At 63.8% G+C, this 20,451-nt stretch carries 22 protein-coding genes and 1 tRNA gene; 14 read left to right on the plus strand and 9 right to left on the minus strand.

Going from position 1 to position 20,451, the window contains the following annotated elements:
• The first annotated feature begins 5 nt into the window (after positions 1–5).
• Both ABNU97_RS01070 and ABNU97_RS01075 read left to right on the plus strand, forming a co-directional pair.
• A complete protein-coding gene (locus tag ABNU97_RS01070; RefSeq protein WP_348764898.1) occupies positions 6–464 on the plus strand; it encodes a MaoC family dehydratase in 459 nt (152 codons plus the stop codon).
• Positions 461–907: a MaoC family dehydratase gene (locus ABNU97_RS01075; RefSeq protein WP_348764899.1), complete on the plus strand. Its 447-nt coding sequence runs from the start codon at positions 461–463 to the stop codon at positions 905–907. The genes ABNU97_RS01070 and ABNU97_RS01075 overlap by 4 nt, the downstream gene beginning before the upstream one ends.
• Before the next feature lie 30 nt (positions 908–937).
• Here ABNU97_RS01075 and zapE read toward each other — a convergent pair whose 3' ends face one another.
• Positions 938–2,041: a cell division protein ZapE gene (gene zapE / locus ABNU97_RS01080; protein WP_348764900.1), complete on the minus strand. Its 1,104-nt coding sequence runs from the start codon at positions 2,039–2,041 to the stop codon at positions 938–940.
• Positions 2,042–2,086: 45 nt separating this feature from the next.
• On the opposite strand from zapE, the gene xerD reads away from it, so the two are divergent.
• Both xerD and ABNU97_RS01090 read left to right on the plus strand, forming a co-directional pair.
• Entirely contained in the window at positions 2,087–2,998 is a 912-nt protein-coding gene (xerD, locus tag ABNU97_RS01085) for a site-specific tyrosine recombinase XerD (RefSeq protein ID WP_348764901.1), read from the plus strand.
• A 4-nt stretch (positions 2,999–3,002) separates the two neighbouring features.
• The gene (locus ABNU97_RS01090) at positions 3,003–3,533 is read left to right on the plus strand and encodes a class IV adenylate cyclase (protein WP_348764902.1); all 531 of its coding nucleotides are present in this window, start codon (positions 3,003–3,005) and stop codon (positions 3,531–3,533) included.
• Here the strand turns inward: ABNU97_RS01090 and fdxA are convergent, their stop codons facing one another.
• Both fdxA and ABNU97_RS01100 read right to left on the minus strand, forming a co-directional pair.
• Entirely contained in the window at positions 3,534–3,857 is a 324-nt protein-coding gene (gene fdxA / locus ABNU97_RS01095; protein ID WP_293624302.1) for a ferredoxin FdxA, read from the minus strand.
• A gap of 157 nt (positions 3,858–4,014) precedes the next feature.
• Complete coding sequence (locus tag ABNU97_RS01100; protein ID WP_348764903.1) at positions 4,015–4,602, minus strand: NUDIX hydrolase; 588 nt, start codon at positions 4,600–4,602, stop codon at positions 4,015–4,017.
• Positions 4,603–4,696: 94 nt separating this feature from the next.
• Here ABNU97_RS01100 and ppc point away from each other — a divergent pair, with 94 nt between their 5' ends.
• The 3 genes from ppc (at position 4,697) to ABNU97_RS01115 (ending at position 8,574) form a co-directional block, all read left to right on the plus strand.
• A complete protein-coding gene (gene ppc, locus ABNU97_RS01105) occupies positions 4,697–7,486 on the plus strand; it encodes a phosphoenolpyruvate carboxylase (RefSeq protein ID WP_348764904.1) in 2,790 nt (929 codons plus the stop codon).
• Between the two features lie 35 nt (positions 7,487–7,521).
• Entirely contained in the window at positions 7,522–8,079 is a 558-nt protein-coding gene (locus ABNU97_RS01110) for a hypothetical protein (protein ID WP_348764905.1), read from the plus strand.
• Between the two features lie 87 nt (positions 8,080–8,166).
• On the plus strand, positions 8,167–8,574 hold the full coding sequence (locus ABNU97_RS01115; RefSeq protein WP_348764906.1) for a hypothetical protein: 408 nt from the start codon (positions 8,167–8,169) through the stop codon (positions 8,572–8,574).
• Between the two features lie 16 nt (positions 8,575–8,590).
• Here the strand turns inward: ABNU97_RS01115 and ABNU97_RS01120 are convergent, their stop codons facing one another.
• Complete coding sequence (locus ABNU97_RS01120; protein ID WP_348764907.1) at positions 8,591–8,800, minus strand: SlyX family protein; 210 nt, start codon at positions 8,798–8,800, stop codon at positions 8,591–8,593.
• Complete coding sequence (locus ABNU97_RS01125; RefSeq protein ID WP_348764908.1) at positions 8,797–9,216, minus strand: HIT family protein; 420 nt, start codon at positions 9,214–9,216, stop codon at positions 8,797–8,799. The genes ABNU97_RS01120 and ABNU97_RS01125 overlap by 4 nt, the downstream gene beginning before the upstream one ends.
• Before the next feature lie 118 nt (positions 9,217–9,334).
• Between ABNU97_RS01125 and ABNU97_RS01130 the strand changes: the two genes are divergently transcribed.
• The gene (locus tag ABNU97_RS01130; protein WP_293624288.1) at positions 9,335–9,520 is read left to right on the plus strand and encodes a hypothetical protein; all 186 of its coding nucleotides are present in this window, start codon (positions 9,335–9,337) and stop codon (positions 9,518–9,520) included.
• 67 nt (positions 9,521–9,587) lie between these two features.
• Positions 9,588–10,925 carry a potassium transporter TrkG gene (locus tag ABNU97_RS01135; protein WP_348764909.1) on the plus strand — a complete coding sequence of 446 codons (1,338 nt, stop codon included), beginning with the start codon at positions 9,588–9,590 and terminating at the stop codon, positions 10,923–10,925.
• Positions 10,926–10,932: 7 nt separating this feature from the next.
• On the opposite strand, the gene ABNU97_RS01140 is transcribed toward ABNU97_RS01135, so the two are convergent.
• The 3 genes from ABNU97_RS01140 to dacB all read right to left on the minus strand — a co-directional run bounded on the left by ABNU97_RS01140 (position 10,933) and on the right by dacB (position 13,402).
• Positions 10,933–11,583, minus strand: a complete 651-nt coding sequence (locus tag ABNU97_RS01140; RefSeq protein ID WP_348764910.1) for a LysE family translocator — start codon at positions 11,581–11,583, stop codon at positions 10,933–10,935.
• Between the two features lie 157 nt (positions 11,584–11,740).
• Positions 11,741–11,827: transfer RNA gene (locus ABNU97_RS01145), tRNA-Leu, on the minus strand.
• A gap of 66 nt (positions 11,828–11,893) precedes the next feature.
• Positions 11,894–13,402: a D-alanyl-D-alanine carboxypeptidase/D-alanyl-D-alanine-endopeptidase gene (gene dacB / locus ABNU97_RS01150; protein ID WP_348764911.1), complete on the minus strand. Its 1,509-nt coding sequence runs from the start codon at positions 13,400–13,402 to the stop codon at positions 11,894–11,896.
• 123 nt (positions 13,403–13,525) lie between these two features.
• Between dacB and tgt the strand changes: the two genes are divergently transcribed.
• The 5 genes from tgt (at position 13,526) to ABNU97_RS01175 (ending at position 19,319) form a co-directional block, all read left to right on the plus strand.
• Positions 13,526–14,659: a tRNA guanosine(34) transglycosylase Tgt gene (gene tgt / locus ABNU97_RS01155; RefSeq protein ID WP_348764912.1), complete on the plus strand. Its 1,134-nt coding sequence runs from the start codon at positions 13,526–13,528 to the stop codon at positions 14,657–14,659.
• Between the two features lie 145 nt (positions 14,660–14,804).
• The gene (gene yajC, locus ABNU97_RS01160) at positions 14,805–15,131 is read left to right on the plus strand and encodes a preprotein translocase subunit YajC (RefSeq protein ID WP_006913368.1); all 327 of its coding nucleotides are present in this window, start codon (positions 14,805–14,807) and stop codon (positions 15,129–15,131) included.
• 79 nt (positions 15,132–15,210) lie between these two features.
• A complete protein-coding gene (gene secD, locus ABNU97_RS01165) occupies positions 15,211–17,064 on the plus strand; it encodes a protein translocase subunit SecD (RefSeq protein WP_348764913.1) in 1,854 nt (617 codons plus the stop codon).
• 45 nt (positions 17,065–17,109) lie between these two features.
• Positions 17,110–18,051, plus strand: coding sequence for a protein translocase subunit SecF (gene secF / locus ABNU97_RS01170; protein WP_293624237.1), 942 nt, complete (start codon positions 17,110–17,112; stop codon positions 18,049–18,051).
• Between the two features lie 716 nt (positions 18,052–18,767).
• Positions 18,768–19,319 (plus strand): GNAT family protein, encoded by a 552-nt coding sequence (locus tag ABNU97_RS01175; RefSeq protein ID WP_348764914.1) that lies wholly within the window; start codon positions 18,768–18,770, stop codon positions 19,317–19,319.
• 311 nt (positions 19,320–19,630) lie between these two features.
• Here the strand turns inward: ABNU97_RS01175 and ABNU97_RS01180 are convergent, their stop codons facing one another.
• The gene (locus tag ABNU97_RS01180) at positions 19,631–20,425 is read right to left on the minus strand and encodes an inositol monophosphatase family protein (protein ID WP_348764915.1); all 795 of its coding nucleotides are present in this window, start codon (positions 20,423–20,425) and stop codon (positions 19,631–19,633) included.
• Positions 20,426–20,451: the final 26 nt, after the last annotated feature.

The raw sequence follows: 20,451 nt of genomic DNA on the forward strand, positions 1-20,451 counted from the left end.
TGCGTATGCGTTACTGGGAGGACTTCGAGGTCGGCGAGACCGAACGCTACGGCGCCTATGAGGTGACCGAAGCCGAGATCATCGAATTCGCCAAGGCCTACGATCCGCTGCCGTTTCATACCGATCCGGAAGCCGCCAAGGACAGCCCCTACGGCGCGCTGACCGCGCCCGGGCTTCTGACCTGTTCGATCTTCATGCGGCTACTGGTGGATCACCTGTTGCTGGACGCGGCCTCGCTGGGCTCGCCCGGCGTGGATCAGGTGCGCTGGCTCAAACCGGTCTATGCCGGCGATACGCTGTCGGTACGTCAGCAAGCGCTATCCAAGCGCGTGCTGGAAAGCCGCTCGGAGATGGGGCTGGTGAAAAACCGCTTCGAAGTGCTCAACCAGCACGACGAGGTGGTCTGCGATATCGCCTCGAACGGTTTGTTCGCACGGCGCGAAGCCGAGGACGCGTCGGCATGATTCATTACGAAGATCTGTATGTAGGCGATACGGTGGAACTGGGCCCGACCAGCGCCAGCGCGGATGAGATGATCGCGTTCGCCAAACGCTATGACCCGCAGCCGTTTCATTTGAGCGACGAGGGCGCGGCGAAGACTTATTTCGGGCGCCTGGCCGCCTCCGGCTGGCATACCGCGGCACTGACCATGCGGCTTATGATGACCGGCCGTGACGAGCCGCTGGCCAGCCTCGGCTCGCCCGGCTTCGAAAACCTGCGCTGGCGCAAGCCGGTCTACCCGGACGACCAGCTCACCGCGCAGGTCACGGTGGCCAGCAAGCGCCTGTCCGAATCGCGCCCCGAAATGGGGCTGGTGCAGTTCGAGGTCGAAACGCGTAATCAGGACGATGTGGTGGTGATGAGCTTATTGTCGACCTCGATGCTGGCGCGACGCGAACCCGGCTGATTCGTATCAGCCGGCGGGCCGCGCCGTGCCTCAGGTGCGGTGCGGCTCGCCGAGATACTCGCTTGAACTCATTTCGTGCAGGCGGCTCGCCGTGCGTTCGAACTCGAATTCCAGCCGCGTGCCCTGATACAGGTCGTCCGGTTCGGCCGCGGCGGTACAGAACAGGTTCACGCGGCGGTCGTAGAATTCGTCGACGGCGTTGATGAAGCGTCGTGCGGCGTTGTTTTCGTTGTCGTCGAATACGGGCACGTTCGAAACCATGATGGTCGAGTATTCGCGCGCCATCTCGATATAGTCGTTGGCCGAGCGATTGCCGCGGCACAGATCCTCGAAATCGAACCAGACCGCGCTGTCGGCGCGACGCAATACCGGAATCTTGCGGCCCAGGATCTTTACGTTGCCGCCTTCGACATCGCGGCCGGTGGCCAGGCGTTCGAAATGGCTGGCCAGCACCGCGTCGGCTTCGTCGCCGGTGGGCGTCTGGTAGGTCGCGGCTTCGTCGATACGATCCAGCCGATAATCGGTGCCGTCTTCGAGATGCATGACCGTGCAGTACTTTTTGATGCGCTCGATCGCCGGCTTGAAGCGCTCGCGCTGCAGCCCGTCCTTGTACAGATCGTCCGGATCCACGTTGGAAGTGGTGACCAGCGTCACGCCGCGCTCGAACAGCTCTTCGGTCAGGCGGGCGAGGATCATGGCATCGGCCACGTCCGAGACGAAAAACTCGTCGAAGCACAGCACGCGGTCGCTGGCCCATTCCTTGGCGATGAGCTTGAGCGGGTCGGACTTGTTCGCGTATTTCTTTCGCGCCTCGTGCACCTTCTGCATGAAGCGATGAAAATGCAGCCGCGATTTTTCCTCGAAGGGCAGGTTCTCGAAGAAGCAGTCCATCAGATAGGTCTTGCCGCGACCGACGCCGCCCCATAGGTAGAGGCCCTTGACCGGTTCACGTTTGTCCTTGCCGAACAGGCGTTTGCTGGTGGGGTTGTCGAGCAGCGCCTCGTGGATCGATTGCAGCGCGTCGACCGCCTTTTCCTGTTCGGGATCGCGGACGAAATCCTCGCGCTCGAGATCGGCGTCGTAGCGCGCGCGCGGGCCGGCGGCGCGGTCGGCCGTAAAACCAGTATCAGCCATGCAACATCTCGTGCTTTAAAACCCATTTATTATACGCTTCTCACCATGGCTGCTATCGACGCGCTCGACGACGACACCGCCCGGGTCATCGAATCCTTTATCGACGGGCTCTGGGCCGAACGCGGGCTGTCCGATGCCACGCTGGGCGCCTATCGCAACGATCTGGCCCATTTCGCCAAGTGGCTGGATCAACGCACACCTCTGGTGAAGGCACAGCGCGGCGATCTACAAAGTTATCTGGCCGCGCGCAACACGCCGGGCTCGAGCCCGCGCAGCGCAGCACGGCTGTTGTCGAGCCTGCGCCAGTTCTATCGTTACCAGCTGCGCGCGAACGCGATCGACGAAGACCCCACCGCGCTCATCGATATGCCCACCCAGGGCCGACGCCTGCCCAAAACACTCACCGAAGCCGATGTGGAGGCGTTGCTCCGGGCGCCGGATACCGATAGCGATATCGGCCTGCGCGACCGCGCCATGCTGGAGCTCATGTATGCCGCAGGCCTGCGGGTTTCGGAGCTGGTCGGCGCGACCCGCGCCCAGGTGAACACGCGTCAGGGCGTGATCCGCGTGACCGGCAAGGGCGGGCGCGAGCGGCTGGTGCCGCTGGGCCTGGCGGCGGTCGAATGGCTGGAGCAGTACATGCGCGAAGCCCGCGGCATTCTGCTGGGCGCGAACCAGAGCGATGCCCTGTTCGTGACCGGGCGCGGCGGGGGCATGACGCGCCAGAACGTCTGGCACCGGATTCGCGGCTATGCCGAGCAGGCCGGGGTACGCCGCGACATATCGCCGCATGCGCTACGCCATGCCTTTGCCACGCATCTGCTCAACCACGGGGCGGATCTGAGGGCCGTGCAGATGCTGCTCGGCCATGCCGATCTGTCCACCACCCAGATCTATACCCATGTGGCACGCGCTCGATTGCAGGCGCTGCACGCCGAACACCACCCACGAGGCTGAACCGATGGCATGCAATATCGAGATCAAGGCGCGGGTCGCCGATGCCGAAGCGCTCAAAGCGCGCGTGGCAGAGCTCGCCGACGAGGGGCCGTGGCGTATCGAGCAGCACGATATATTCTTCAACTGCGCACAGGCGCGGCTCAAACTGCGCTGCTTCGATAACGGCGAGGGGGAACTGATCTTCTATCGCCGTGTGGATACGGCGGGGCCGAAAGCCAGCGAATACGAGCGCAGTCCGGTGGCCGACCCGAACAGCCTGCGGCGCGTGCTGGAACGGGCGAACGGCCTGCGCGGCGAAGTCATAAAGACCCGCACGCTTTATCTGGTCGGGCGCACGCGTATTCATCTCGACCATGTCGCCGGGCTGGGCGAGTACATGGAGCTGGAGGTGGTGCTCGCGCCCGAAGAGGCGAGCGAAACCGGCGAGGCCGAAGCCCGCCAGCTCATGCAACAGCTTGAAATCGAGCCGAACGCGCTGGTCGACGGCGCCTATATCGACCTCATAGAGGCCGGCGAGCGCGCCACCGGCGGATAACTAGCGCTCGAGCAGCTTGAGCTTGTCCGGCTTGTCGGCCCATTCGTCGGCGTCGGCCGGGGCGTCCTTGATCTCGGTGATCACCGGCCACTTGGCGGCCAGTTCGGCGTTGAGCTCAAGGAAATGCGCCTGATCGGCCGGCAGATCGTCTTCCGACAGAATCGCCTCGACCGGGCATTCGGGCTCGCAAAGCGTGCAATCGATGCACTCTTCCGGGTCGATGGCCAGGAAGTTCGGGCCTTCGTGGAAACAGTCGACCGGACAGACTTCCACGCAGTCGGTGTACTTGCACTTGATGCAGTTCTCGGTGACAACGAACGTCATCGTGGATCGAGCCTCGTAACAAAAACCTCAGATACCCGACAGTTTATCAGCTGTCCGTGCTGTGCGAGCGCCCGCTGACCAACGCGGGAGATCGCGTCCGGATATTGCAGCCGATCACGCCATGTGGCGCCTTGATCTGGGTCAGCCGCGCGCAGCCTCAGGCAGAGCCGTCCTGTACGCGCGCCACGCGATCGAGGTTCATTTCGCGCCAGTCGTCGGCGCCGAGGCTGTCGGTGTGCAGCTCGAAGCGCCCACGGGCGCGATCGGCGAAATAATGCGACAGGGCGCGATGAATGGTCGGAAACGCCAGCTGCGACCACTCGATTTCGTCCTCGCGCTGCAGGGTCACGATCTGGCTTTCCTGGCCGGGCGCGTAGTGGCTGCCGGACAGCTGCGCCCGATAGAAGATATGCACCTGACCGATATGGGTGACGTCGATCATGGCGAACAGCTCAGCGTCGCTCACCTCGGCCTGGGCTTCTTCGCGGGTTTCGCGGGCCGCGCCCTCGTAGATGGTCTCGCCGAGCTCCAGAAAACCGGCCGGCAGCGTCCAGAAGCCCAGCCGCGGCTCGATCGCCCGGCGGCACATGAGGATCTTGTCTTCGTGCTCGACGATACAGCCGACGACGTTGCGCGGATTGTCGTAGAAGATCTCGCCGGTCGCGGTGCAGATATTGCGCTTGCGGTCGTCGCCCGGCGGAATCTTGAATTCGGTCGGCGCGCCGCAGTTGGGGCAGTACGTCATGGGCTTGGGCATCGGGCAAGATTAGCAGACAACGAGGGGTAATCCGTGCGCTGCTATTCTGCGATTCGGCACGAACCATGCAACGGCTGAGAACATGAATCCGTCGATCAACGAAAAACACCCGGCCATGAGTGCGACCGACGTCGCTGCCCACGACGAAGCGCTACGGGCACAGGTACGCGCTGCCGGCACGCTGCTGGGCGACGTACTGCGATCGCAGGCCCGCGAGGGCGTGTTCGATACCGTGGAAACGCTGCGGCGTGGCTATATCGCGCTGCGCGAGCACGACGATGCGCAAAAACGCGCCGAGCTGCAGGCGCTGGTGGCCGGGCTGCCGGCCGAAACCATGACCGAGGTCACCCGCGCCTTCGCGATCTATTTCAACCTGGCCAATCTGCTCGAAGAACTGCATGCGCACCGTACCCGGCGCGCGCTGGCGGCCGAGGGCAACCCGCAGTGGATCGGTTCGTTCAACCGCAGCTTCACCGACCTGGCCGCCGAGGGGGTGAGCCTGGAACAGGCGCTCGCGCGCCTCGAGCGGCTGTCGTTCATGCCGGTTTTCACTGCCCATCCCACCGAAGCCAAGCCGCGCGCCGTGCTGGATGCCCTGCGCCGGCTGTTCGAATGGTTTCGCGAACTGGCCTTCGATACGCCCGACGCGCGTCGTCATGCCGAAATCGAGGAGCATATCCGCCAGAACATTCAGGTGCTCTGGAAGACCGAGGAGCTGCGCGGCTCGCGCCCGACCGTGGCCGACGAGATTCGCAACGGCCTCTATTATTTCCGGGCGTCGCTGTTCTCCAGCGTGCCGGTGATCTATCGCAACCTGGAACGCGCGCTGTTCAACGCCTACGGCGAACGCGTCGAGCCGCCGACAGTGCTGGATTTCGGCTCCTGGATCGGCGGCGATCGCGACGGCAATCCCTATGTCACCGCGCGCGAAACCCGCTACGCGCTGCGCATGCAGGCCCGCGAGGTGCTCTCCGAATACCTGCGCCGGATCGATCATCTGGCCAGCCGGCTGTCGTTTTCTGCGCGCTGGTGCACGCCCAGCGATACGTTCTGGCAAAGCCTGGCCGACGACGAACAACGCATTGCCGCACATACCGGCGTACGCGCGGAACGTTTCGCGGCCGAACCCTATCGGCGCAAGCTCTATCTGATGCGCCAGCGTATTTCGGCCATGGTCGATCAGCTGCAGACCGAGCTGCGCCTGCGCGCCGAACGCAGCGAGCGCAGTCCGCTGGCCTACGACAGCGCAGCCGAGCTGGTCGACGAGCTGCGCATCATGCGCGAATCGCTGGCCGGTCACGGCGACCAGGCCATCGCGGACGACGAGATAAAAGACCTGCAGCGGCTGGTGCAGACCTTCGGCTTTCATCTGGCCCGGCTCGATCTGCGTGAGGAATCCACCCGTCATACCCAGTGTATTCACGAGCTGTTTGCCGCGCTGGATATCTGTGCGGACTACGAATCGCTCGACGACGGCGCGCGTACCGAGCTGCTCGCCGCCCAGCTCGCCGTCGACGAGGTGCCCGAAGTGGCCCGGGTCGATGTCTCGGCGGACGTCGGCCATACGCTCGAAAGCCTGGCGGTGGTGCGTGAATTCACCCGCACGCTGGGCGTCGATGCCTTCGGCAGCTACGTGATCTCGATGACGCACAATGTCTCGGACATGCTGGCGCTGCTCTGGCTCATGCGTGCCACGGGGGTTTATGAGCCGGGCGCCGGCACGCCGCCGCTGGCGATCGCGCCGCTGTTTGAAACGGTGGCCGATCTGGAACATATCGAGCCGGTGCTGGACGGCCTGCTGGGCCAGCCGGCCTACCGCGCCTTCCTGGAGGCCCAGGCCCACGACGGCACGCGCCGTCAGGAAGTCATGCTGGGCTATTCCGACTCCTGCAAGGATGGCGGCATCATGGCGTCGCGCTGGCAGCTCTACAAAGCCCAGCAGCTGGCGGTGGCCGTGTGCGACAAGCACGACGTCGACAGCCTGCTGTTTCACGGTCGTGGCGGCACCGTCGGCCGTGGCGGCGGGCCCACCCATCAGGCCATCGTGTCGCAGCCGCCGGGCACGGTGCGCTCGCGTATCAAGTTCACCGAGCAGGGCGAAATGATCTTCGCCAAGTACAGCAACCCGGAAACCGCGGTCCACGAGCTCACCCTTGGTATCACCGGCACGCTCAAGGCCAGCGGGTTTGCTACCGACGATACCGATCACTCGCGTATCGCCGCGTCGCTGTCGGATACCGGCGAAGCATTCTATCGGCGCCTGACCGAGGATACCGACGGCTTCTTCGATTATTTCTATGCCGCCACGCCCACCGCAGAAATCGGCGCGTTGAACATCGGCTCGCGCCCCGGTCATCGCAAGGCGGTCCGCGGCAAATCCTCGATTCGCGCCATTTCCTGGGTGTTTGCTTGGGCACAGTCACGCCATACCCTGCCGGGCTGGCTCGGCGTGGGCACGGCCCTGGCCGATGCCGGTATCGACAACGACGAGCTGGTGGCGCTCTATCGCGACTGGCCGTATTTCCGCACCATCATCGACAGCGTGCAGATGTCGCTGGCCAAGGCCGACATGCCCATCGCGGCCACCTATGCCGAGCTTGTGCCCGAGCAGGCCGCGATATTCGAGGCCATCCGCAGCGAATACGATCGTGCCGTCGAGCGTATACTCGCAATCACCGGCGAGGCCGAGCTGCTGGACGACGATGCGGTGCTCAAACGTTCGCTGGACCGGCGCCGGCCCTATCTCGACCCGCTCAACCATATTCAGATCACCGCGCTCACGCGTTATCGTGAAGGCGGCGATCGCGTATGGCTCGACCCCGTGTTGCGTTCGATCAACGCGATCGCGGCCGGTATGCGCAATACTGGCTGATGCTTTTTCGCGTGATCGATAGTGAGAATCAAACCATGAACGGCCGATTTTTTCCTGCCTTGCGGCTTGTCTCGTATCTGGCTGTGTGCCTGTGCCTGTTTGCGTCGCACGCCTTTGCCCAGAACCAAAACCCGAACGCCGGTGACCAGGCGAGCGCCGACGATACGCCGCCCCAGCGCCCGGTCTATCTGGATATCGTGCCGGTGGCCGATGCGCGCTACTCCATGCTGCCCGAAGAGCTGGTCACCTCGCTGGCCCGCGAGGCTCTGTCCGATGCACGCCAGGCCACGATTCGCATGGCCGGCGAGGACCTGCCTGCCGGCGTGCGCGTGCTGCGCATCATGTATATCGTGCATCAGCAGGAAGACGACACCGGCGTGACCGCGGCCGTGGCCGCATCGACCGAGCTGCTGCGTACGGCCAACGAAGGCGACGGCGGCCCGCAGACGTTTTCCATCTACAACGGCTTGCAACAGACGCTGGTCCAGGGGCCGGACGTGACGCGTGCCCGCGAAAAGCTGCGCGAGGCGTTCAAGCAGGAGTTGCAGACACGAATCGCCTCTGCCTTTCAGAACGCAGAGGCGCTCAAGTAGCGGCGCGTTCGAGGCCGGCGCTTAGCCTTGTCGCTGCGCGCTGTTATCCTTGGCGTTATTGTTTTTTGACGTTCCAAGGAAACCGTCATGGCCGAAAACGAAATGCCCGAGATCCAGGTCGATGCCGACAGTCTCTATCGCGAAGAGTCTTTCACAGATCTTAAAGTCGGCAGCATCCGCCGCCTGGTGCCCGTGACCAAGGAAGGCGACGACGACAGCTCGCGCGAAACCCGCTACGAAGGCTCGGCCAGCCTGATGACGCCGGCCGGCAGCCTGCCGCTGTCGTTCGAACTCGAAGCCGACACGCTGGCGGGCGCGATCGATCAGTTCCCGGATGCGGTCAACGCCGCGGCCGAACGCGCGATCGAGGAACTCAAGGAAATGCAGCGCCAGCAAAGCCAGCAGATCCAGGTGCCGGGCCAGGGCGGCTACGGCGGTGGCCAGGGCGGCTTTGGTGGCGGCCAGCAGGGCGGCGGCGGTCGTATCCAGTTCTAGTCGCGATCGCGAACGCCTAGTAGTGCGGCGGCGTTTCGTCCAGGTTCGGGACGTCGCCGCCTTCGGACTCTGCCAGCGCGCCCATACGCGATTCGAGCTGTTCGTATCGCGCGTTAAGACGATCGATTTCTCGGCTCTGGGCATAGACCAGATCGCTGAGCTGTTCGATGGTGGCGTCCTGATAGGCGATACGCATTTCCAGCGTTTCGATGCTCGATGCGCTCATGCCAGCCCCGCGGGATCGAGGCCCAGGTCGCCCGCCAGGCGATCGCGTAGCGTGGCGATCATGGTCGGGCTGTAGTCGCTGGATTTATCGAGATTCCCCCAGACCGGGCGCGGCCAGCAGGGGTCGTTCTGGTGGCGGGCAATAACGTGGATATGCATCTGGGCAACCTGATTGCCCAGGGTCGCCACGTTGAGCTTGTCGGCCTCGAATTCGCCGGCCACGAAGCGTGAGAGGGCGCGCACCTGGGCGCTAACGCGCGCGTGTTCGTCGTCATCGAGCTGGTGCCAGTCGATGGCGGCTGTATCCACGACCAGTATCAGCCAGCCGACGGCGGCGTTGCGGTGGAGTAGAACGCTCGCCCGCTCAAGGCTGCCCAGTACATGGCAGTCGGTCAGCAGTTGTTCGTCGATGTGCATTCGGTTGGGCTCTGGGTACAAAACGATCGGCGCTATCCGCGCCGCGCGCTTCATTGTATAAGATCGACAGGGTACGGCCGGCCAGGGGGCGGCCGGTAGATTTCAATCGGGGGGAACGATGGACGCAATCAGGGGCTGGATCGACGTGATTCAGGGCGGTGGCTGGTCAGGCCTGTTGATGGCCGGCTTTGCGGTTGTGGTGGTGATGTTTATTTTCGCCTTCATTTCGAACCGGTATTTCTGGATCGTGCTGGCGCTGGTTGCCGCGGGCTTTGGCGCCTACTACATGCTTTATCTTCGCTAGCGGTAGCGCGCCGTTGCGGTTTGTGCTTAATTATTAGCGTTCGCCAAATCGGTCTCCTGTTTCTTACTTGAAGATCTGGTCGTTACGTCTTCCCGCGTTCGTGCGCCGTCGCCGCCCGGTCACGCTGGTGCTCTGGGGTTACGCCTTCTACGTGGCCTGCGGCTTTGCCCTGTTATGCATGCCGTTCGCGCACGAACGTACCGGCCTGTCCTGGCTCGACCATCTGTTCACGGCGACCTCGGCCGTATCCACGACCGGGCTGGTGTCCATCAGTCCGTCGGGTAGCTACAGCTTTTTCGGCGAGCTGACCATTCTCGGGCTGATCCAGCTCGGCGGTATCGGCTACATGACGCTGGGCTCGTTCGTGATCCTGGCATTGCGCCAACGCCTGGACGCCATGCATCAAGGCGTGGCGCGCAGCGCGTTCGTATTGCCGCGCGATATGAACGTAGGCGCCTTCATCCGGGCGGTGGTGCTGTTCACGCTGGCCATCGAATGCATCGGTGCGGTGCTGTTGATCGCGCTGTTTGCACAGGCAGGCACGCCCGATCCGGTCTGGAACGGGGTCTTTCACGCGGTGTCGGCGTTTTGTACTGCGGGCTTCAGCCTGTTCGATACCAGCCTTGAAGACTATCGCGCGAACGCCGGCATCGTCATTGTGGTTGCCAGCCTGAGTTATCTGGGTGCAATCGGCTTCATCGTCATGAGCGACTGGTGGCGCTGGATCACGCGCCGGCGTGGTCCGTCGCTGACCTCGGGCATCATTCTGCGCGTGACGTTCTGGCTGGCGCTGATCGGTACCGTGTCGATCGCAATCACCGACGCCCATCTGGCCGAAATGCCGTGGGATGAGCGGGTGCTGGCGGCGTTCTTCCAGGTGATGACGGCGATGACCACGGTCGGCTTCGATACGGTGCCGATCGCGAACCTGGGCTCGGCATCGATCCTGCTGCTTCTGGTCGCCATGGTCATGGGCGCCTCACCGTCCGGCACGGGCGGCGGTATCAAGTCGACCACGGTGGCGATCTTCTACGGCGCGGTACGCGGCGCGCTGGCCGGCCGCGACTCGATCCGGCTGCTGGGCGAGACGATCAGCCGTCGGCGCATTCATATGGCGGTGGCAGCGGCGGGCTTCTATATCGGCGCGCTCGTTGTCGGCATGGCCGCGCTCATGCTGGTCGAGGATCAGGACTTTCTGATGCTCATGTTCGAATCGGCCTCGGCGATCGGTACCGTCGGTCTAAGCCTGGGCGCCACGGCCGAACTCAGCGCGGCCGGCAAATGGGTCGTGATCGCCATGATGTTCATCGGCCGCCTGGGGCCGATTACCGTCGGCGTGGCCCTGTTCCCGAGAGCCGAGGAAAAGGATTCCCCGGCCCGCCGCGGCGCCGACCTGGCGGTCTGAACGCGCTTCAGCGTGCCGAGGGTGAAAGCGCCAGCCGCAGCCCGAAGCCGATGATCACCGTGCCGGTGATGCCATCGAGCGAGCGTGTGACGGACGGCTTTGCCAGCGCACGGGCAAAGGGGCGCGTGGCCGCGATCAGCAGTACGAACCAAGCCAGGGTCAATACCGCATGGATCGCGGCCAATAGCGTGCTGAAAGCCACGACGTCGACGCCTGCCGGCATGAACTGCGGCAGAAAGCTCACGTAGAACACGCCCACCTTGGGGTTGAGCAGGTTCGTGCCCAGGCCGCGCAGCAGCCAGCCGCGCGCCGATTGGCCGCGCTCGCGGGGACTCGTGCCGGAAGTGCCCTCGCCACGCTCGTGGCCGGTCATGGCCGAACGCAGCATGCCGACGCCAAGCCAGACGAGATAGGCCGCCCCCGCGAACTTGACGAGGCGATACGCGCTATCGGACACCGCGAGCAGCGCGCCCAGACCGCAGGCCGCCACCAGTCCCCAGACGAAAACCCCGGCCACGATGCCGATCGCCGCGTATAGCGCATCGCGGGCGTTGTCGACGGCGGCCGTGCGTAGCACCAGCGCGGTGTCGATGCCGGGCGTGAGGGTCATCAACCCGGCAGCTAAAGCAAAGCTTGCGATCGCGGTCGGTATGTCCATGGTGCGTGTCGCCGGATATGCGGTGTGTGCCCGGTCCGCTGAAAAACGGAATGCATGGGCGCAGACAGGCGTGATGCCGCGTCGAGGTCAGCGCGGAGCTCGTCGCGCAAATCGACCGATCAGGGCGGCGCACATGAAGGCGTGCGCGCGGGAGCGATGGTGCCCGGGGCGAGAATCGAACTCGCACTCTGTTGCCAGAACCGGATTTTGAGTCCGGCGCGTCTACCAGTTCCGCCACCCGGGCAGGTGATGGGCGCGCAGTATACCGCTGTCGCGGCATGTGACCAATGCATGGCCGTGCTGAACGCGCTCAATAATCGGCGAGAATCGATTCCATATCGGTTTGATACGCGGTTACCGTCTGGCGATAGCTCAGCGACGGCCGAGCCGAGGTGCCGTTGATGACGAAGGCGAAGGCGCCGTAGCCGCCGTTCTGCAGACGGAAATAGCCGGCCAGCGCGCGCACCGTGACCGGTTCGCTGAGCGTGCCCGTCTTGGCGTTGATACGCGTGAGCCAGTCGAAGTTGCCCTGCTTGAGCGTGCGCGATGGCGCCGAAAGCGGCACCGGGATACTGCCGTAGAACGCCGGGAACAACGACGGCTGCCGGTACATATACGACAGCAGGGCCACCAGGTCCCGTGCCGACAGCTTGTTACTCACCGCCAGACCGCTGCCGCTGTCGAGAAGGGCACCGTTGCCGGCATTGGCCTGCATGGGGAAGCTTTCGCGCAGCGCGCGATCGGCGAGCGCTTCCAGCGACTGGGAGGCCAGCGGCAGGGTGAGCGGCCGGTTGTAGCCGCTGTCGGCGGCGAGATCGAGCGTGAGCACATCCGCCATGTAGTTGTTGGAATAGGCCATGAGCGGAATCAGCTGCTCGGCCAGCGTTTCGCTTTCTACCTGTGCGAGTGTTTCGCCGTTGCCGGCATTGCCCTGTACGCGCGTGCTGCCGGTCACGGTGATGCCCATGTCGGCGAGCATGGCCGAGAGCACGCGCGCGGTATCCTCGGCGGGCCCGGTGACTGCGCGATGGACCTTGTAAGGGCCGGTGCCCATCGGCACCGAGCCGCGTAGGTGCAGGGTGGACATGCCGTTGTCGTAGCTGCGCCAGACACTCAGGCTCGGACGCGTACCGGGCAGAGTGGTGCTGACATCATTGGCGATGCGGTAGCCGGTCAGACCGCGTGGCAACAGCGCGACCCGGGCCGGGTCGCCGGCGCGTTCGCCGGCATAGACGTTGGTCTGCACGGTGGCAAAGTTCACCCCTGCCGACGACAGCGGCGCGCTGTAGGCATGCGAGGCCACGCGCTGGGCATCGCAGCGATCCTTGGTCAGGCACGGGACGGTGCCGAACAGACCGTCGTCGACCACCAGGTCGCCGTTGACCCGGGTAATCCCGCGTTCCCGCAGGCCGTTGATCAGCCGCCACAGGCGGGCATTGTCGAGCGCCGGATCGCCGCCGCCCACGAACACCAGGTTGCCGTTGAGGGTATTGCCGGAGACGCTGCCGCTGCTCTTGAAGCGGCTCGTGAAGCGATGGGCCGGGCCGAACTGCTCGAGCCCCGCGGCCGCGGCGAAGAGCTTGCTGACCGACGCCGGCGTGAGCCGCTGGTCGGCGTTGATCTCGTCGATGACCGCCATGTCGTCGAGGCGGATCACCATGGCGCTGACCTGGGCCTGGCTGGACAGCGACCGCAACGAATCGAGATAGGATGCCGCATTGGCCGGCAGGGCGATGAAGAGCAGGCAGGCCATGAGCGCTGTCGCGACCACCCGGCCGGACGACGACCGGCTTCGGCCCGAGTTACGAACGATGAACATCTTATCCCTGAGCGCGCGACGAAAGGCGCCAGTGTAGAGCCAGCGCGGGTACGGACTCAATTTGACGATTACCGTAGGCCCAGCCGTCGACGGCATGCGTTGGCGTGTCTAAACTGCGCGGCCATGCTAAACCTGCTTAACCAATCCGGCGCCGCGCGTCGCGCGCGCCTCACCCTGCCGCACGGGGTGGTGGACACCCCCACCTTCATGCCGGTGGGCACCTACGGCACGGTGAAGGGTATGACGCCAGAGGAACTCGAAAGCCTCGGCGCGCAAATCGTGCTCGGCAACACCTACCATTTAATGCTGCGCCCGGGTACCGAGATTATCGAGCAGCATGACGGCCTGCACGGCTTCATGCACTGGGACAAGCCGATCCTCACCGACTCGGGTGGGTTTCAGGTGTGGAGCCTGGCGGAAATGCGCAAACTCACCGAGGACGGTGTCGCGTTTCGTTCGCCGCTGGACGGCTCGCGCCAGTATCTGTCGCCGGAACGTTCGATCGAAGTTCAGCACGCGCTGAACTCGGATATCGTCATGTGCCTGGACGAGTGTACGGACTACCCGGTGCCCAAGCAGGATGCCGCGGCTTCGATGCAGCTGTCCATGCGCTGGGCCGCGCGCTGTCGGGCCGCCCACGGCGACAGCGCCAACCTGCTTTTCGGCATCAATCAAGGCAGCGTGTTCGCGGATCTGCGCGCCGAGTCGATGGCCGCGCTGGTGGATATCGGTTTCGACGGCTATGCCATCGGCGGTGTCTCGGTAGGCGAGGCCTGGGACGACAAGGCCGCCGTGCTCGAAGGCGTGCTGCCGGTCACGCCCGCGGACTATCCGCGTTATCTGATGGGCGTGGGCACGCCCTCGGATCTGGTGGCCGCGGTGTCGTTCGGGATCGACATGTTCGATTGCGTGATGCCCACCCGCAACGCCCGCAACGGCTACCTGTTTACCTCGCAAGGGGTGGTCAAGATCAAGAACGCCGTACACAAGCACGATACCGGGCCGCTCGACGCCAACTGCGGTTGCCCCACCTGTCAGAACTACAGCCGCGCCTATCTGCATCACCTCTATCGCTGTGGCGAAATTCTCGCCGCGCGCCTGAATACCTGGCATAACCTGTATTACTATCAGACGCTTATGCAGCGTATTCGCACGGCGATCGAATCGGATCGCTACGAAGCGTTCATGCGCGAGTTCTTTACCGGACCCGAGGGTTCGGGGACCGCGCAGGCGGCCTATTTCGGTTACGGGGTCTAGGGTGTGTCGTCATATCTCATGACGACACGCCCTGGCCGGCGTGGCTTTGTATAACTCGTGTCCTGAAGGCCCCGACTGCTGTGGCATACTACGCCGCTCGGTCGAGCGCGCACGCGCCAACCTCCGTTTTCAATCGAGGTAAATTATGGATTTTCTGATTTCGCCGGCCTATGCGCAGGCGGGCGGCCAGGCGGGCGGCATCATGCCCACCCTGATCATGGTCGGGCTTTTCTTCGTGTTCATGTATTTCATGATCATCCGCCCGCAGATGAAGCGCCAGAAAGAACACAAGAAGCTGCTCGAAAGCCTGGACAAGGGCGTCGAGGTCGTCACCTCGGGTGGCGTGGCCGGCAAGATCCGCCAGGTCGGTGAAAACTTCATCGTGGTGGAAGTGTCGGAAGGCGTGGAGATTCGCATCCAGAAAAACGCCGTGGCCAGTGTTGTACCCAAAGGCACGCTGGACTCGCTGTAAGCGTATTTTCGCGGCGGTATCGACACGCCTGCCCGCCCAGTGCGGCCGTCGCCCGCTGTAGACCGTTGATCGGGGCCCTATGAATCGCTACCCATTATGGAAATATCTCCTGCTGCTGCTCGTGCTCGCGGCAGGCGTGCTGTATGCGTTGCCCAACCTCTACGGCGAGCAGCCGGCGGTTCAGGTGTCCAACGCCGAGGGTGAGGCCGCGACCCCGGCCCTGGTACAGCGGGTGCGCAGCACGCTTACCGATGCCGACGTGGCCCCCGAGGACATTACCCTCGAAGACGGGCGCCTGCTCGCGCTCTACCCGAGTACGGAAGCGCAGCTGCGGGCCGCCGGCGTGCTCAAGCGTCAGCTGGGCAACGATTACACGGTGGCCCTGAACCTGGCACCGAGCACGCCCGACTGGCTGCGTGCCGTCGGCGCCGAGCCGATGGCGCTGGGCCTGGACCTGCGCGGTGGCGTGCATTTCCTGCTTGAAGTGGATATGGAAACGGTCTTCAACGAGACCTACGACCGCTATGCGCGCGACATTCCGCGTTTTCTGCGCGACGAATCCATTCGCTACAGCCGCGCATCGCGCGAGGGCGACTCGGTACGGCTGCAGTTCCCCAATGCCCAGGTCATGGATGAAGCCTCCGATGCGCTCGCCAGCGAGTTCGACGTGCTGCGCTTCAACGAGGCGCCGGACGCCGACAACACGCTCGTCGCCACCCTGACCGAAACCGAACAGAAACGCATCGCCGACTTCGCGCTGCAGCAGAACCTCACCACCCTGCGTAATCGCGTTAACGAGCTGGGCGTGGCCGAACCGCTGGTCCAGCGCCAGGGCGAGTCGCGTATCGTCGTCGAACTGCCGGGCGTACAGGACACCGCCGAAGCTAAGCGCCTGCTCGGCAAGACCGCGACCCTGGAATACCGTCTCGTCGCCCAGGGCCAGGACGCCCAGGCGGCAGAACGCACCGGCAACATACCCGCCGGCACCGAGCTTTATCACACCCGCGACGGCCGCCCGATTCTGCTCGAGCAGGACGTGATCGCCTCGGGCGATCAGCTCGTGGATGCCTCCTCGGGATTCGATCAGCAGTCGGGTAGCCCGGCCGTGTTCGTCACCCTCGACGGCCAGGCCGCCAGCAAGATGTTCGATACCACCTCCGCCCATGTTGGCGACCCGATGGCGGTGTTGTTCATCGAAAACCGGATCGACACGCGCTACGAGAACGGCGAGGAGATCCGCGAACGCAAGAAGGTCGAGGAAGTCATCAGCGTGGCGAATATTCGCAGCGCTTTCGGCAAGCGTTTCCAGACCACCGGCCTGGAACGTGGCGAAGCCCACGACCTGGCCCTGCTGCTACGCGCCGGCGCGCTGGCCGCGCCCGTGAACATCGTCGAAGAACGCACCATCGGTCCGAGCCTGGGTGCGGACAACATCGCCCAGGGGCGTCTAGCCGTGATCGTGGGCTTTCTGCTTGTGATCGTGTTCATGACCGTTTACTACCGCGGCTTCGGCCTGTTCGCCAACGCCGCGCTGATGATGAATCTCGTGCTCATCGTGGCGCTGCTGTCGCTGCTGCAGGCCACCCTCACGCTGCCGGGCATTGCCGGCATCGTGCTCACCGTGGGTATGGCGGTCGACGCCAACGTACTGATCTTCGAGCGAATACGTGAAGAGCTCGATGCCGGCAACACGCCCCAGTCGGCGATCAAATCCGGCTACGACAAGGCGTTTTCTTCGATTGCCGACGCCAACGTCACCACGCTGATCGCGGCGGTCGTGCTGTTCGGTTTCGGCACCGGGCCGATCAAGGGCTTTGCCGTAACCCTGTCGCTGGGCATCATCACGTCGATGTTCACGGCCATCGTCGGTACCCGTGCGATCGCCAATCTCGTCTACGGTCGCAAACGCCGTCTACAGAAATTGTCGATCTAGCATGCGGACTTTCCGTCTGCGTTTTTGCCCCATGTCGAGTCTCGAATGCGCCTGATCAAATCCAACACATCGATCGACTTCATCAGCTACGGCAAGTACGCCATCATCTTTTCGGCGTTGCTGATTCTGGTGTCGTTCGTATCGTTCTCGATGGAAAAGCTGTCGTTCGGCGTCGATTTCACCGGCGGCGTGGTCATCGAAGTCGGCTATCCGGACGCGGTCGCCCTCGACGAGGTGCGGGGTGCGCTTGATGAAGGCGGCTACCCCGGTGCCACGGTGCAGCACTTTGGCGCATCGGACGCGGTAATGATCCGGCTGGCCAGCGAAGAGGGCGCCGACAGCTCGGAAGTGAGCACCCACGTCATGGATTCGCTGCATGCCGACAACAGCGCAGCGGAACTGCGCCGCGTGGAATTCGTCGGTCCCCAGGTCGGTGACGAGCTGATCAACAAGGGCGGGCTGGCGCTGCTCTATACCGTGATCGCGATTCTCATCTACGTCATCGTGCGTTTCCACTGGAAGCTCGCCGCCGGCGCGGTCGCCGCCCTGGTGCATGACGTGCTCATCACGCTGGGCGTGTTCTCGCTGTTCCATCTGGATTTCGATCTGACCGTGCTGGCCGCACTGTTGGCGGTGATCGGCTATTCGCTCAACGACACCATCGTGGTGTTCGACCGTATTCGCGAGAATTTCCGGCGCATGCGCAAGGCCACGCCCACCGAGGTGGTCAACGCCTCCATCAACCAGACCCTGTCGCGCACCTTGATGACCTCGGGCACGACCATTCTGACCCTGCTCGCGCTGTTCTTCCTCGGCGGCGAGGTCATCCACGGCTTCGCCACCGCGCTGCTGATCGGTATCTTCATCGGTACCTACTCGTCGATCTTCGTTGCCAGTGCGCTTGCCCTGCGGCTGAAGATCACCAGCCAGGACCTGTTCCCGCCCAAGGAAGAGGATGCCGAGAAGGCGTCTCGGGTCACGCGTTAGTCGTCGGTTACAGGCCCGCTAGTTCTGAATCAACTGCGCGGGTTAATTTCGGCTTGGGGTTTCGCGCTGCTGCGCGAGTCACTTTCATTTGCTTGTCCAGGTAAGTAACCAAAGCAAAAGACACCCTGTCTTGCGCCGGCGCTGCGCGCCGATGCCCTCCCATCGCAGCCAGCAAGCGGGACGGCCGGAAACTCGCTGCGCTCAAACATCCGGCCGTCTTTTGCCGCTTGCCGGCTGCGATGCTCGGCGCTACGCCCAAGGGACCCGAATACAGACAAGCGTCGCTGGCGCTCGCTGAAGGGCACGGTTTTTTGTAGGTTGGCTTAGCGGAGCGTAAGCCGACAAGAACGCAGCCACGTGCCCTGATTTCGGTTGGTAGCCGCCTCGACTCGGCCCTACGGTCACGTCCTGTATTCAACCCCGTGTGGAGCGAACGAGAAGCGCAGGGCCGAAGGGTTTCCGGCGCATTGCGCCGACGCGCTGACCCGGGTGTCTTTCCCTTTGCCTACGTTCGTTTAGCCAGGCAAACGAAAGTGGGTCGCACAGCAGCGCGGACCCAAAGCTTCGATGAAGTCGTGAGTGCCGCGCGACTCGTGGCCCGAACCGTTAGATTTCGAGCCCTACGCCCGATGTACATTGCGCCACGAGTTGGCCTAAACCGCGGCCAGCCCCATCGAAACACGCCACAGATGCGCGTGTAGCTGATCGTGAAGATAATGGATATCGAAGTCTTTCCACCCGGCGAAGAACACCAGTCGGCGTTCCTGGCCGCTGTCCGGCGCAGCCAACCCGAACTGAAACGCTGGGTGTCGCCGCCGGACACGCCAGAGAAATACGCGCAGTACCTGGCGCGCTACGCAGGCGATACGCATCGCAGTTATCTGGCGATGGCCACCAACGGCATGCTGGTGGGCTGTATCAACCTGAACGAAATCGTGCGCGGTGCCTTGCAATCCGCTTACCTTGGGTACTACGCATTCAGCCCGAACGCAGGCAAGGGGCTCATGAAAAAAGCCTTGACCGCCGTGGTGTCGCGCAGCTTTGGCGTTCACGCGCTGCATCGACTGGAGGCCAATATCCAACCCGCCAACGAACGCTCTATCGGCCTGGTGCAGTCACTGGGTTTTCGATTGGAAGGCTATTCGCCGCGCTACCTGAAGATTAACGGCGAGTGGCGCGACCACGAACGCTATGCGATCACGTCGGAAGAATGGTCTTGGAACGACGGCGCGTGCCGAGAACGCATGGAGCCTGGCTCGGGATTCTAGCGCGTAGGTAGCGCGCGGCGGCTCAATACGGCTGCGAGGGCCAGGGCCGTGGCGCAACGCACGGGGCCGCGTTGCGCGGCCACACAAGCATCCGCTCGTCCGGCCCGTCGAAGTACTCACTGCACACGCCGACGGGTTCCCACGGCCCGAGCAGGTCCAGCTCTTCTACGCCGCCGAAGATGAGAAAGCCGAAACGCATGGATCGACCCTGTGTTCTTAACGGCGTTCGATCATGCGCCTATCGCGGCTTTCGAGCCAGGGCCGAGCAACGCGGACATCAACTCCTGCGTTGCCGCTTGTTTCAACAGGCCCTAGCTGCCGCCCTGCGGGGTGCGTTCGATCTTTTCGATGAGCTGCGGATAGAGCTTGGGGTTGGCGGCGATCACGTTGCCGGTTTTCAGCGGGTCCTGATCCTTGATATCGCCGGCGATACCACCCGCGCCGCGTACCAGAAGCAGGCCGGCGGCCATATCCCAGGGCGACAGGCCCATTTCCCAGAAGCCGTCCAGACGCCCGGCCGCGACATAGGCCAGATCGAGCGCGGCCGAACCGGCACGACGGATATCCGCGCTGGACGACAGCAGGCGGTTGAATACCGGCATGTGGGTGGCGATGTCCTGCTTCTTGCGATAGGCAAAGCCGGTGGCGAGCAGGGCCTGACGCAGGCGCGTGGTACGGGTCACGCGAATACGCTTGCCGTCCAGGCTGGCACCGGCGCCGCGATCGGCGGTGAACAGCTCGTCCTTGACCGGGTCGTAGATCACCGCGTGTTCGGTGACGCCGTTGATCTGGCAGGCGATCGAGACACAGAAGTGCGGGATGCCGGCCATGAAGTTGGCGGTGCCATCGATCGGGTCGATGATCCAGACGGTATCGGACTCGCCGCCGGTTTCGCCGGATTCCTCGGCCATGAAGGCATGGTCGGGGTAGGCCCGGCTGATGGTATCGATAATCGTATTCTCGGCGCGCTGGTCGGCCTCGGTGACGAAGTCGTTGCGACCGCTCTTGGCCGTGACTTCGCCGGTATCGCCGCGCCGGTAGTATTCCAGAATCACGCCGCCGGCCCGGCGGGCGGCGGTAACGGCGACATTGGTCAACGGTTGCATCGGACAGTCCTTGTCGAACCCGGCGC

It is taken from the genome of uncultured Salinisphaera sp. (genome assembly GCF_964012375.1).
In the GTDB taxonomy this organism is placed as follows: domain Bacteria; phylum Pseudomonadota; class Gammaproteobacteria; order Nevskiales; family Salinisphaeraceae; genus Salinisphaera.